This window comes from Sphingomonas sp. 7/4-4 (assembly GCF_027941955.1).
Taxonomy (GTDB): domain Bacteria; phylum Pseudomonadota; class Alphaproteobacteria; order Sphingomonadales; family Sphingomonadaceae; genus Sphingomonas.
The window spans coordinates 2,828,694-2,841,389 of record NZ_CP115960.1 but is presented as its reverse complement, the minus strand read 5'-3'; the positions used below and the strand labels follow the sequence as shown (position 1 = coordinate 2,841,389).

9 protein-coding genes and 3 pseudogenes are annotated in these 12,696 nt (G+C 67.6%); 8 read left to right on the top strand and 4 right to left on the bottom strand.

Annotation, left to right across the window (positions count from 1 at the left end):
• Positions 1-314: 314 nt before the first annotated feature.
• Positions 315-803, bottom strand: a complete 489-nt coding sequence (locus PIB19_RS14285; protein WP_271237905.1) for a winged helix-turn-helix transcriptional regulator — start codon at positions 801-803, stop codon at positions 315-317.
• A gap of 391 nt (positions 804-1,194) precedes the next feature.
• Positions 1,195-1,332, bottom strand: a complete 138-nt coding sequence (locus PIB19_RS14280) for a hypothetical protein (protein WP_271237904.1) — start codon at positions 1,330-1,332, stop codon at positions 1,195-1,197.
• Positions 1,333-1,349: 17 nt separating this feature from the next.
• On the opposite strand from PIB19_RS14280, the gene PIB19_RS14275 reads away from it, so the two are divergent.
• From PIB19_RS14275 to PIB19_RS14255, 5 genes and pseudogenes are all read left to right on the top strand, one after another.
• Positions 1,350-1,538, top strand: coding sequence for a dihydrofolate reductase family protein (locus PIB19_RS14275; RefSeq protein ID WP_271237903.1), 189 nt, complete (start codon positions 1,350-1,352; stop codon positions 1,536-1,538).
• Positions 1,539-1,596: 58 nt separating this feature from the next.
• Positions 1,597-3,261, top strand: a complete 1,665-nt coding sequence (locus tag PIB19_RS14270) for an MFS transporter (RefSeq protein ID WP_271237902.1) — start codon at positions 1,597-1,599, stop codon at positions 3,259-3,261.
• Between the two features lie 39 nt (positions 3,262-3,300).
• Positions 3,301-4,398 carry an HlyD family secretion protein gene (locus PIB19_RS14265; RefSeq protein ID WP_271237901.1) on the top strand — a complete coding sequence of 366 codons (1,098 nt, stop codon included), beginning with the start codon at positions 3,301-3,303 and terminating at the stop codon, positions 4,396-4,398.
• Between the two features lie 84 nt (positions 4,399-4,482).
• Positions 4,483-5,643 (top strand): annotated as a pseudogene (gene chrA / locus PIB19_RS14260) (chromate efflux transporter); the annotation flags it as partial.
• A 279-nt stretch (positions 5,644-5,922) separates the two neighbouring features.
• Positions 5,923-7,522 (top strand): annotated as a pseudogene (locus PIB19_RS14255) (amidase).
• Positions 7,523-7,529: 7 nt separating this feature from the next.
• Here the strand turns inward: PIB19_RS14255 and PIB19_RS14250 are convergent.
• Positions 7,530-7,988, bottom strand: coding sequence for a DUF2721 domain-containing protein (locus PIB19_RS14250; RefSeq protein WP_271237900.1), 459 nt, complete (start codon positions 7,986-7,988; stop codon positions 7,530-7,532).
• Positions 7,989-8,082: 94 nt separating this feature from the next.
• Here PIB19_RS14250 and PIB19_RS14245 point away from each other — a divergent pair, with 94 nt between their 5' ends.
• Positions 8,083-9,216, top strand: coding sequence for a GNAT family N-acetyltransferase (locus PIB19_RS14245; protein ID WP_271237899.1), 1,134 nt, complete (start codon positions 8,083-8,085; stop codon positions 9,214-9,216).
• On the opposite strand, the gene PIB19_RS14240 is transcribed toward PIB19_RS14245, so the two are convergent.
• Positions 9,183-10,877, bottom strand: coding sequence for an acyl-CoA dehydrogenase (locus PIB19_RS14240; protein WP_271237898.1), 1,695 nt, complete (start codon positions 10,875-10,877; stop codon positions 9,183-9,185). The two genes, PIB19_RS14245 and PIB19_RS14240, sit on opposite strands and share 34 nt — an antisense overlap.
• A gap of 55 nt (positions 10,878-10,932) precedes the next feature.
• On the opposite strand from PIB19_RS14240, the gene PIB19_RS14235 reads away from it, so the two are divergent.
• Complete coding sequence (locus PIB19_RS14235) at positions 10,933-11,907, top strand: L-threonylcarbamoyladenylate synthase (RefSeq protein ID WP_271237897.1); 975 nt, start codon at positions 10,933-10,935, stop codon at positions 11,905-11,907.
• 55 nt (positions 11,908-11,962) lie between these two features.
• A pseudogene (gene aqpZ / locus PIB19_RS14230) lies at positions 11,963-12,690 on the top strand (aquaporin Z).
• The last annotated feature ends 6 nt before the right edge of the window (positions 12,691-12,696 follow it).

Genomic DNA, 12,696 nt, shown 5'->3' with positions numbered 1-12,696 from the left:
TAAAATGACTCGACTCACGGACGGCTGACGCGCGTGGCGGGCCGCGACGCATGGTCAATCCTCGGGTCCCGCAAAGGCAAGAGAACACAGCGCGAACCGAAAAAATATTCCGGGGAGGAATCGGTGGACACAATGGGTGGTATTTCGGGGGTGGTATTTTGGGCAGTCCCCATCCTCCCCCGCCAGGGGAGGTGTCGCCGAAGGCGACGGAGGGGAGGAAGCACCAAATTCGCGGCGTGCTTCCTCCCCTCCGTCAGGCTGCGCCTGCCACCTCCCCTGGCGGGGGAGGATTGAATACCGATACGACCCGGTGCTCACTCTGCGCCCGCCAGTTCGCGATATGCCGCCCCAAGCCGCTCGGCGACCGAGGGACCCGGCCGGGGCGCAGCGCCGAGATGCGCCGCACGGAGTTCGTCCATGAACTGCTCCCACATTGCCGGGCCGCCTTCCTCGAGCAGCCGGCTGCGGATCGCGAGCTCGGGCGTGACGGGCAGATGCGCGCGGCCCCAGGCGCCCATCGCCACCAGCACGGGCACGAGCTGGATCGCCTTTTCGGTGAGGCTGTAAAGCGTCTTCTGCTTGTGGCTGGGATCATCGGCGCGACTGATCAACCCCGCCGCCTCGAGCCGCTTGAGCCGATCGGCGAGGATGTTCGAGGCGATCCCCTCGATCGATCCGCGCAGCAGCACGCGGAAATGGCGATGATTGCCGAACATCATGTCGCGGATGATCACGAGGCTCCAGCGATCGCCGAGCACTTCCAGCGCGAGATTGATCGGGCAGCCCGAACGCGGCTCTTCCATCACGGCCTCCAAAAACCGCTTGCAATATACAATCAGTTTACGTAACTCGCAACTAGTTGCAAAATGCAAGCAGATGGAGAAAGGCAATGTCGAAGGTTCGCGTGAACGCATTCAGCATCTCGGCAGATGGATATGGTGCCGGGACCGATCAGAGCCTCGAGGATCCGCTCGGGCGGCGAGGCGAGGAGTTGCACGAATGGGTATTCGGCACCCGAACCTTCCGGAAGATGTATGGCAATGATGGCGGATCGGACGGCATGGATGAAGGCTATGCAGCGCGCGGCATGGCGGGGCTCGGCGCATGGATCATGGGCCGCAACATGTTCGGCCCGGTGCGCGGCGAATGGCCCGACCATGACTGGAAGGGCTGGTGGGGCGACAATCCGCCCTATCACTGCCCGGTGTTCGTGCTGACCCACCACGAACGGCCGCCGCTCGAGATGGCGGGCGGCACGGTGTTCCACTTCGTCACCGACGGCATCGAGAGCGCGCTGGAGCAGGCGCGGGCCGCCGCGGGCGAGCGCGACATCCGAGATCGGCGGCGGCGTGGAAACGGTCCGCGAATATCTGGCCGCGCGGGCGATCGACGAGCTGCACATCCCGGTGACGCCGGTGCTGCTCGGCAAGGGCGAGGCATTGTTCGCCGGGCTCGACCTCGATGCGCTCGGCTATCGCGTCGCCAGCCAGGAAGCGGGCGAGAATGCCGTGCATTTGACGATCGTACGCGGCGACTGAGCGGCCGCGCCTCGTTTCGGAAGCGGGATCGTTCGTCCCGCTTCCGCTTTATATCGCTATGGCAACGAGCGGCGGATCCGAGGAGCAGCAATGGCAGCCCGCGCCGCACGAGCGCTCGCCGATCCCGGGCTCGCCGCCGACACCCTGGCATCCGCCGCATCGCCGCTTTGCTTATGGAGCACTGGCCACCCTCGTGGTGATGGCGGGCGCGCTGGGCAACGGCATCGTCACGGCCAATCTCACCAATCTGCAGGGTTCGCTGGGACTGTATCAGGCCGAGCTGCAATGGCTGCCGACGGTCTATGTGATGACCAATGTCTGCGCCAACATGGTGCTGATCAAGTTCCGCCAGCAATTCGGCATCCGGCTGTTCACGCAGATCTTCCTGATCGGCTTCGTGCTGACCACGGGCGCGCACCTGCTGGTGCACAGCTTCTGGTCGGCGATTCTCGTGCGGGCGTTTTCGGGGATCGCCGGGGCCGCGCTGAGCACGGTCGGGTTCCTCTACATGGTCCAGGCCTGGTCGGCGAAGCATCGGCTGAAGGGGATCGTCACGGCGATCACGCTGCCGCAGCTGGCGGTGCCACTGGCGCGGCTGTTCCCGTCGAGCGCTTTCGAGGCGGACCGCTGGCAGACCCTGTATCTGTTCGAGCTGGGACTGGCGCTTCTGTGCCTTGCGGGCGTCCGGCTGCTGGCGCTGCCCCCGGTCGAGCGAGTCAAGGCATTCGAGCCGATGGACTTCGTCACTTTCCCGTTGTTCGCGATCGGCATGGGACTGCTCTGCGCGGTGCTCGGCATGGGGCGAACCCTGTGGTGGTTCGAGGCGCCGTGGATCGGGCCGGCACTGCTCGGCGCGGCGGTGCTGATCCCTGCCGCTCTGGTGATCGAGCATTATCGCAAGAACCCCTTGCTCAACACCCGCTGGCTGGGGAGCGGCGACATATTGCGGTTCGCATTGGTGGCGATCCTCGTTCGCGTCGTGCTCTCCGAACAGGGCGTGGGCGCGAGCGGGCTGCTGACCGTATTGGGCATGGGGCAGGACCAGATGCGGATGCTCTTCCTGGTGGTGCTGCTCGCGACCTTCGCGGGTGGGGTGGTGAGCGCACTGACGATCGACCCGACCTTTCTGGGCCGGCCGATCCTGATCGCATTGGCGCTGATCGCATTGGGCGCATGGCTCGATTCGAGCTCGACCAACCTCACGCGGCCGCACGACATGTATTGGAGCCAGGCCTTGCTCGGTTTTGCCGGGGCTTTGTTCATGGGGCCGGCGATGCTGGTCGGGCTGACCCGCGCGCTCCAGCAGGGGCCGACTCATTTCGTCAGCTTCTCGGCCTTGTTCGGGATCACCCAGAATCTGGGCGGGCTGTTCGGCGCGGCGATGCTCGGTACTTTCCAGGTGGTGCGGGAGCGCGCGCACAGCGCCGAGATCACCGCGGGGTTCAACCTCGCCGACCCGCTGGTAGCGCAGCGCATCCAGCAGAATGCGAGTGCCTATGGCCGGGTGCTCACCGATCCGGCGCTGCGCCAGGCGGAGGGCGCGGCGATATTGGCGCAACAGGCAAGCCGCGAGGCGAATATCCTCGCTTATAACGACGTGTTCCTGCTGATCGCGGCGATCGCATTGGGCACGATCGTCTGGGCGTCGTTCCACATCTTCCGCGTGCGCCGCGAGAATCTCGCTCGCATCGCCGCCGAACGGGCAGGAGCGCAAAATGGCTGACCGCACCCTCCGCCGCTGGAGGCCGAGCCCGCCGAGCCGGTGCCGCCGCAGACGCGCGAGGGCGCCGATGCTGTCCCGGCGCCCGAGGCGCGGCGCTGGAGCCCGCCGCGGCCGGGGCGGGCGGGGCTGGTGGTGATCGTGATCCTCGTCATCGCCGCATTGGTCGCGATCCTGATGGCGTGGCGCGTGGGGCCGTTCGCCGGCGGAGTCGAATCGACCGAGAATGCCTATGTGCGCGGGCAGGTGACGATCGTGAGCCCGCAGGTGAGCGGCTATGTCACACAAGTGCCGGTCAAGGATTTCGCGACGGTGCAGGCGGGCGACGTGCTCGCGCGGATCGACGACCGCATCTATCGCCAGCGAGTCGCGCAGGCGCGCGCCAATGTCGCCAATGCGAGCGCCGCGCTTGCCGACAACCCCCAGCAGGCGGCGACGCGCGCGGCGACCCTGCGATCGCAGCAGGCGGCGATCGACGCGGCCCGGGCGCAACTGACCCGCACCCAGGCGGACAATGCCCGGATCGAGGCGCTGGCGGGGCAGGGTTTCGTCGCCAATCGCGAGCGCGACGCATCGCGCGCGGCGCTGCGCCAGGCGCAGGCCGATCTGCGTCAGGCCGAGGCGGCGCGGACGATCGCCGAGGAGGGCATCCAGAGCGTCGAAGTCGACCGCGGCGGATTGCAGGCGAGCGTCGAGGGTGCCCAGGCGGCGCTGAGGCTTGCCGAGATCGATCTCGGCAACACCGTGATCCGTGCGCCGGTCGCCGGGCAGCTCGGCGAGATCGGCGTGCGGCAGGGACAATATGTCACTGCGGGAACCCAGCTCATGTCGCTGGTGCCGCACGATCTGTGGGTGATCGCGAATTTCAAGGAAGCGCAGACCGCGAAGATCCGCCCCGGCGCAGTGGCGCGCTTCAAGGTCGATGCGCTGGGCGGCGAGCGGCTGACCGGCCGCGTCGAGCAGCTCGCACCGGCGGCGGGATCGGAGTTCGCAGTGATCCGGCCCGACAATGCGAGCGGCAATTTCGTCAAGGTGCCGCAGCGGATCGCAGTGCGGATCCGGATCGATTCCGGTCAGGCGGCGGCGGCGCGGTTGCGGCCGGGAATGTCGGTCGAGGCCGAAGTGGAGCTGGTGCGGTAGGGCGCAGGCGTCGCCGCCTTGTCGCGCTCGATTCGGCCGGTTACACATGGGCTACCGGGACCCGCAACCTCCCGGCGAGGCGTCATGCCCAAGCGTTGCTTCCGAGGCTTTGGCCGACAAGGAGGACGCATGACCGGCATTTCCATCGATAGCTCCGGTGACAATGATGTGGACACGTCGCCGGATATTCGCGACCGCGACAGACCGAGCTTCGGCGAATTGGTCCGGGTCTCCGCGCGGATCGGCTGGCTGAGCTTCGGCGGGCCGGTCGGCCAGATCGCCCTGATGCACCGCGAGCTGGTCGACGAGCGCAAGTGGATCGACGAGGCGCATTTCCTCCATGCGCTCAACTTCTGCCATTTGCTCCCCGGGCCCGAGGCACAGCAGCTCGCCACCTATATCGGCTGGCGGCTGCATGGTGTGAAAGGGGGACTGGCGGCGGGTTTGCTGTTCGTACTGCCCGGTGCGCTGGTGATGCTCGGGCTGGCGCTGGCTTATGTCAGCGCAGCACAGCTCGACTGGTTCGCCGCATTGTTTCTGGGCGTGAAGGCCGCGGTGATCGCGATCGTGCTGCAGGCCCTGATCCGGGTCGGCGGCCGCGCGCTGACGACGCGCTTCAAGCGCGGGATCGCATTGGCGGCGTTCCTCGCATTGTTCCTGTTCTCCGCGCCGTTCCCGTTCGTCGTACTCGGCGCCGGACTGCTGGGCGCGCTGGCGCCCGCCGAATGGGTGGGAATCAAGCAAAATGCGTCGACAGCTCCTGGCCCGCGGCCGCGGCTGTGGAAGACGGTCGCGACCGTTTTGGGCTGGGCGGCAGTGTGGGCGGCGCCGATGGTGCTGGTATTGGTGACGCTGGGGCGCGGGCATGTATTGTGGGAAGTGGGCCTGTTCTTCTCCAGGCTCGCGGTGGTGACCTTCGGCGGCGCTTATGCCGTGCTCGCTTATATGGCGCAGGAAGCCGTGCAGACCCACCAATGGCTCTCGGCCGGCGAGATGGCCGACGGGCTGGGGCTGGCCGAGACCACGCCCGGGCCGCTGATCCTGGTGACTCAGTTCGTCGGTTTCATGGCCGGCTGGCGCGGGGGCGGCGTGCTCGGCTCGCTCGGCGGCGGCATCGCCGCGGCGGCACTCACCACCTGGGTGACCTTTGCGCCCTGCTTCCTGTGGATCTTCGCCTTCGCACCGTGGATCGAGCGGCTCGAATCGGCACAGCGGCTGAAGGGCGGTCTCGCCGCGCTGACCGCCGCGGTGGTCGGCGTGATCGCCAATCTTTCGGTGTGGTTCGCAGTCCACGTGCTGTTCGCCAGGACGGGGAGGTCGCATGGGGTCCGGTGCGCGTCATCGCGCCCGATTGGTCGAGCTTCGACTGGCGCGCAGGTGTGCTCGCATTGCTTGCGATCCTGCTGTTGTTTCGCCTCCGGCTGGGTGTGTTCAAGCTCCTCGCGGCATCCGCGCTGGGCGGGCTGGCGCTCGGTATGGCGTTCGCCTAGCTTCCCCTCGGAATCAGTGATCCCGGGGGCGAAGATGCGGCAATGGTTGGCGGTTGCGGCTTTGATTTCGGCGGCTCCGGTGGCCGCGCAGGATGCCGGGCCTTCCGGATCGTCCGCGGCCGGTGCGGCGGTGGTCGAGAAGTCGATCGACGAGCTCCAGGCGATGCTGGCGTCGGGAAAATGGACCAGCGCACGGCTGACCCAGGCCTATCTCGACCGGATCGAGGCGATCGACCGCAAGGGGCCGACGCTGCGATCGGTGATCGCGATTGCACCCAACGCGCTCGAACAGGCACGGGCGAGCGACGCGCGGCGCAAGGCGGGCAAGCGCCTCGGGCCGCTCGACGGCATTCCGGTGCTGATCAAGGACAATATCGAGACGCTGGAGCTGCCGACGACCGCCGGCAGCCTCGCGCTGGCCGACAACCATACCGGCCGGGACGCGCAGGTTGTGGCGCAGCTGCGGAGGCAGGGCGCGGTGATCCTCGGCAAGACCAACTTGAGCGAATGGGCGAACATCCGCTCGAACAATTCGATGAGCGGGTGGAGCGCGGTCGGGGGACTGGTGCGCAATCCCTATGCGCTCGATCGCTCCGCCTGCGGTTCGTCGAGCGGATCGGGCGCGGCAGTGGCGGCGAGCCTCGCCGCGGTGGCGGTCGGGACAGAGACCGACGGTTCGGTAGTCTGCCCCTCGGCGATGAACGGGCTGGTCGGATTGAAGCCGACCCTTGGCATGGTCAGCCGCACCCATGTCGTGCCGATCAGCCATAGCCAGGACACGCCGGGGCCGATGGGGCGCAGCGTCAAGGATGTCGCGATCCTGTACTCGGCGATGGTCGGCAAGGATCCCGATGATCCGGCGACCATCGATGCGAACAATTATCTGGCCGATTATGCCGCCGAGCTGTCGGCGGATGCGCTCAAGGGTATTCGCGTCGGCTATTGGAAGCCCGAGATGAGTGCCGATCTCGCCGCCCGATTCGACAAGGCGCTCGACGAGCTCCGCGCTGCGGGCGCGATCCCCGTCGAGGTCAAGATGCCCGAGCTGAAGGGCCTCGGCGATGCCGAGAGCGAAGTGCTCTATACCGAGCTCAGGGACGATCTCGCCGCCTATCTCGCCACCACGCCGGCTTCGGTGAAGGTGCGCACGCTCGCCGACGTCATCGCCTTCAACGAGGCGAACAAGGCGGCCGAGATGCCCTTTTCGGGCAGGAGAGCTTCCTCAAGGCCGAGAAGACTCGCGGAACGCAGGATCCCGAATATCTCGGCGCCCGGGCCAAATCGGCGCGGCTGGCGGGCATGGAGGAATCGGCGCGATGCTCGAGGCGGCGGATGCGCAGATTCTCGTGACGCCGACCTATGGCACGCCGTGGCTGAGCGACCCCGCACATGGCGACCAGTTCAGCGGTCCCTCGGCGAGCGAGCTCCCCGCGGTGTCGGGCTATCCGCATCTGACCGTGCCGATGGGGCTCGTCGGTGGCCTGCCGGCGGGGCTGTCGTTCATCGGCACTGCCGATTCCGACGGGTTGCTGCTCAGGGCGGGCTATGCGTACGAGCAGGCGACGCATGCCCGGGTGGCGCCACGCTACCTGCCGAGCGCGCCCGCCGATCTGGGGCCGCAGAGGCTCAGGTGAGCCGCGTCTATTGGCCGTCGAGCTCGAGCAGTTCCTCGCGGACATGGATCGCGCCGAGCGACATCCGCACTTCGATCAGGAAATAGACGAGGCCAGTCATCAGCAGCAGCATCGAGACGACGAAGGCGACCGCGACGATCGCGCCGACATGGAGGCCGAACAGCCGCGAGACGAACATCAGCGCCACCACGAAGCAGGTCGCCAGCGCGCTGGAGACGCACAGGAAGATCGCCATGTTGATCACCGAGATGCGCCGGTCGATCAGTCGCAGTTCCCAGACATGGCGGTCATGCTCGGGCCCGGTCGAGCGCGGATGGATTTCCTCGAGATTTCGCGCGCGATCGACGATGCGCGCGAGGCGGCCCACCATCACGTTGAGGATCGCGCCGATGCCGGCGAGCAGGAACACCGGTGCGATCGCACTCTGGATCGTATCGGCGACGGTGGAGAGATAGGGGCCTGACATCATCCGGCCTGTTATTACCTGCTCCTGCGTGCGCGTGAAGACGCTATGAACAGGCTCACCGGTTGGTAACCGATGGGCGGCTACTATCCTCGCGATGACCAAGCCTATGCCGCTCGATGAATTCACGCGCCTGCCGCCGACGCTGGCGGCCGACTGTGTCGACGGGCTGGCCGCCGGGATCGACGAAGTCGCCGCGCGCGCCGCGCCGTCGCATCGTTTCCTGCGCTATGGCTGGTTCGCCGCGGCTTTGCGCGCCTATGGCGGCGCGGCGCGGACGCTGACCGTCGCGCGCGAAGGCGAGCCCGCTGTGGCGCTGCCGATCGTGGCGGCGGGGCCTGCGTGGCTCAAGCTGGCGAGCGTTCCCGGCTGCTACTGGCCGTTCCGCAGCTTCCCGGTGCGCGACGATGCCGGAGTCGAGGTGGGCGAGGCGCTGTTGGCACGGCTCGGGCGCGAGGCCAATGCATTGCGGCTGGGGCCGGTCTATGACGGCGATCCCGCGCTCGAATTGCTCAAGCAGGCGGCGGCGGCGCGCGGCTGGGCAGTGCTCGACCGGTTCGTCGCGGAGAGCTTCCTGCTCGATGTCGCTGCGCTGCAGGCCGAAGGCACCTGGCCGCGCAATTCGACGCTGCGCAAGAACCGCTTCCACGAAAAGCATCTCGGCAGCCATGGCGTGCTCGACTGGGACTTCGTCTCGGGTGCGGGCTGGGACGAGGCCGCCTTCGACGCGCTGGCCGAGGTCGAGACGAAGAGCTGGATCGCCGCGCGGACCGACGGATCGGACGCCAAATTCACTATGGAAGGCCATGGCAGCTTCTGGCGCGCGGCTTCGGCGGATCCGGTGATAGCGGAGATGATGTGGGCGGCGGTGCTTCGTGTCGACGGAGCGCCCGCGGCCTTCTCGTTCGATCTCAACGCCGGCGCGCTCAAATACGCGATCGCCAACAGCTATGACCCCGCTTACGGGAAACATTCGCCCGGCAAGCTGCTTTACTATCGCAACCTCGTCCGCGGGATCGAGGACGGCATCACCTGCGTGGACTGGGGCGCCGGAGACAGCGGCTACAAGCGCGTGATCGGCGCCGAGCGCGGCCCGGCGATTCGCGACTGGCTATTCGTGCGGCCCGGCTTTCCCGCGCTCGTCGGCAAGCTGCTGCGCGGGCTGTGGCGGCGCAGCGGGCACGCAGAACCCAAGGTTCAGGCCGCGAACGCCTCCGCGTCGATCGAATAGAGGACATCCGCCGGCGCCATCGCGGCGGCCTTGAGACCCATCGCCTCGGGAACGATCTGCGCGACATAGAAGTGCGCAGTCGCCGCCTTCATCTTGAGGAAGGCGGGATCGCCCTCCGAACGCCCGGCGATGCGGCCGCTTTGCTCCAGCAGCCAGCCGCACACTGCGACCGAGAGCATCGTCAGGAACGGGTAGCTCGCCGCCAGCCGATCGTCGGTCTCCGACGCGAGCAAATTGCGCGCGACTTCCTCGCATGCGTCGATCAGGCGGAGCAGCTCGGCATCCTCGGCATCGCCGCGCATCTCGGCGAGCAGCGCCAGCAGCGTGCCGCCATTGTCCATGCTCAGCTTGCGGCCGACAAGGTCGGCGGCCTGGATGCCGTTGGTGCCTTCGTAGATCGAGGTGATCCGCGCATCGCGGAAATGCTGGGCGGCGCCGGTCTCCTCGATATAGCCCATGCCGCCATGGACCTGAATGCCGAGGCTGGCGACTTCGTTGCCGAGATCGGTGCCGTGCGCCTTGGCGAGCGGGGTGAGCAATTCGACGCGGGCTTGCGCGGCCTTGTCACCAGCGCGGCCGCGGTCGAGCTGGCCGAAGGCGTAATAGACGAGCGCGCGCGCCGCCTGGGTCTGCGCCTTCATGCGCAGCAGCATGCGACGGACATCGGGATGCTCGACGATCGCGGCGGGCGCGCCGGCGCGGACGCCCTGCACGCGCTCGCGGGCGTAGCTCACCGCGCGCTGGGTCGCGCGCTCGGCGACCTGGACGCCCTGCAGGCCGACATTCAACCGGGCGTTGTTCATCATCGTGAACATCGCGCGGATGCCACCCATCTCGCCGCCTACAGCCGTGCCGATGCAATCGTCGTGATCGCCGAAGCTGAGCACGCAGGTGGGCGAGGCATGGAGCCCCATCTTGTGTTCGATCGAGACGACGCGGACGTCGTTGAAGTCGCCGGGAGTGCCTTCGGCATCGAGCCGATATTTGGGCACGAGGAACAACGACAGGCCTTTGGTGCCGGCGGGCGCATCGGGGGTGCGGGCGAGGACGAGGTGGACGATGTTGTCGGCCATGTCGTGATCGCCGAATGAAATGAAGATCTTAGTGCCCTTGATCCGGTACGTGCCGTCACCGACCGGCTCGGCCTTCGACTTGAGTGCGCCGACGTCCGAACCCGCCTGTGGCTCGGTGAGGTTCATCGTGCCGGTCCATTCGCCGGTCGCGAGCTTCGGCAAATAGAGCGCCTGCTGCTCGGGCGTGCCGTGATGCGTCAGCGCCTCGATCGCGCCGACGGTGAGGATCGGGGCGAGCGCGAAGCCCATGTTCGCGGTGCCGAGCGTCTCGAGCACGGCGATAGACAGGCTGACCGGCAATCCCTGTCCGCCATATGCCTCGGGCGAGCCGATCGTGCCCCAGCCGCCCTCGACATAGGCCTTGTACGCTGCGGCGAAGCCTGCCGGCATCGTCACGCCGTCCTCGCTCCATTTCGGCCCGTCGGTGTCGCCGAGGCGGTCGAGCGGCGCCCATTCGCCTGCGGCGAACTGGCCCGCGCCTTCGAGCACCGCATCGGCCATTTCAGCCGCCTCGGGACTGATCTCGGCGAGGCCGACGATATGCTCGAGGACGAACCGCTGCTCGGCGATGGCGGGGGTGAAGCTCATGGTCTTCCGGGGGCCTCTCTTGTCGTCTTGTTTCCCGCGCTATAGCCCCGCCCGGGTGAGCCCGACAAATCCCCGCATCTTACTCTACGGCACGGCTGCGATCGCCGAAGCCGCGGAAGTGATTCGCGCCGGCGGCTGCGTCGCAATGCCCACCGAGACGGTCTATGGTCTCGCAGCCGACGCCACCGATTCGCGCGCGGTGGCGGGGATCTACGAAGCCAAGGGCCGGCCGAGCTTCAATCCGCTGATCGTACATGTCCCCGATCTGGCGGCGGCGGAGCGGATTGCGCTGTTCGATGCCGTTGCACGCGATCTGGCGACGCGCTTCTGGCCCGGGCCGCTGACCCTGGTGCTGCCGGTCCGCGCCGATGCGGGGATCGCCGCTTTGGTCACCGCCGGGCTCGACACAATCGCGATCCGCGTGCCCGATCATCGCGCGATGCAGGCGCTGCTCGCGGCTACAGGCAAGCCGCTCGCGGCGCCTTCGGCCAATGCCAGCGGCTCGATCTCGCCGACGCGCGCGGCGCATGTCGCGGCGAGCCTTGCCGGGCGCATTCCGCTGGTGATCGATGATGGGCCGACGAGCGCGGGGATCGAGTCTACCATCGTCATGGGCCGCACGATCCTGCGGCCGGGGCCGCTAAGCCAGGCCGACTTGTTCTCCGACAAAGGCCGGAGTCGTGGATTGCAGAGCGAAGTACCCGGTGATCCAGCGCTCCGGCCTTCGCCGGAGCACAAGCCGGTCGCCCCGGGGCAGCTCGCCAGCCACTATGCGCCGGGCAAGCTGTTGCGCCTCGATGCCGCCGAGCGCCACGAAGGCGAATGGCTGATCGGTTTCGGCGATGTCGCCGGCGACGACACGCTCTCCGCCAGCGGCGACCTCGTCGAAGCCGCCGCAAATCTGTTCGACGCCCTCCACCGCGCCGATGCGTCCTCCGCGCCGGAAATTGCGGTGGCGCCGATCCCCGAGACCGGGATCGGCGTGGCGATCAACGATCGGCTGCGGCGGGCGGCGCATCCCCGGTCCTGACGGCTTCCCGCCGACGCGCAAGCCATGATATGCCGGTGTCACAGGGAGGATCAGCATGACCAACGTACAACGCGGACTCGCCGAGATGATCGGCACTTTCTGGCTGGTGTTCGGCGGCTGCGGCAGCGCCGTGCTGGCCGCGGGGATTCCCGAGCTCGGCATCGCTTACGCCGGTGTGTCGCTCGCATTTGGGCTCACCGTGCTCACCATGGCGTATTCGATCGGCCATATCTCGGGCTGCCATCTCAATCCGGCGGTGACGATCGGGCTATGGGCGGGCGGGCGCTTCGAGGCGCGCGACATTCCACTCTACGTCATCGCGCAAGTGGTCGGTGCGGTGATCGCGGCGGTGCTGCTCTACGAGATCGCCAGCGGTGCGCCCGGCTTCACCGGGGGCTGGCGTCGAACGGCTTCGCCGAGCATTCGCCGCACGGCTATTCGCTGGTCGCAGCTGCGACGATCGAAGTGGTGCTCACTTTCGTCTTCCTGCTGATCATCATGGGATCGACCGACAGCCGCGCGCCCGCCGGCTTCGCGCCGATCGCGATCGGGCTGGGGCTCACGCTGATTCACCTGATCTCGATTCCGGTGACCAACACCTCGGTGAACCCTGCGCGTTCGACCGGACCGGCGCTGCTCGAGGGCGGGATCGCGCTCCACCAGCTCTGGCTGTTCTGGGTCGCGCCGATCGCCGGGGGCATACTCGGCGGGATCGCCTACAAGCTGCTCGGCGCCGAGGCCGCGAAGCGCCCGCCCATCGCAGGCGAGGCGCTTCCAGGGTAATCCGGT

What these genes read in the sequence shown, in the direction of transcription:
- PIB19_RS14280 (WP_271237904.1), bottom strand. Translation starts at nt 1,332, where the DNA reads ATGTCGCGCTCGCCCGCGGCGGCCCGCGCCTGCTCCAGCGCGCTCTCG.
- PIB19_RS14250 (WP_271237900.1), bottom strand. Translation starts at nt 7,988, where the DNA reads ATGTCAGGCCCCTATCTCTCCACCGTCGCCGATACGATCCAGAGTGCG.
- PIB19_RS14270 (WP_271237902.1), top strand. Translation starts at nt 1,597, where the DNA reads ATGGCAACGAGCGGCGGATCCGAGGAGCAGCAATGGCAGCCCGCGCCG.
- PIB19_RS14245 (WP_271237899.1), top strand. Translation starts at nt 8,083, where the DNA reads ATGACCAAGCCTATGCCGCTCGATGAATTCACGCGCCTGCCGCCGACG.
- PIB19_RS14240 (WP_271237898.1), bottom strand. Translation starts at nt 10,877, where the DNA reads ATGAGCTTCACCCCCGCCATCGCCGAGCAGCGGTTCGTCCTCGAGCAT.
- PIB19_RS14285 (WP_271237905.1), bottom strand. Translation starts at nt 803, where the DNA reads ATGGAAGAGCCGCGTTCGGGCTGCCCGATCAATCTCGCGCTGGAAGTG.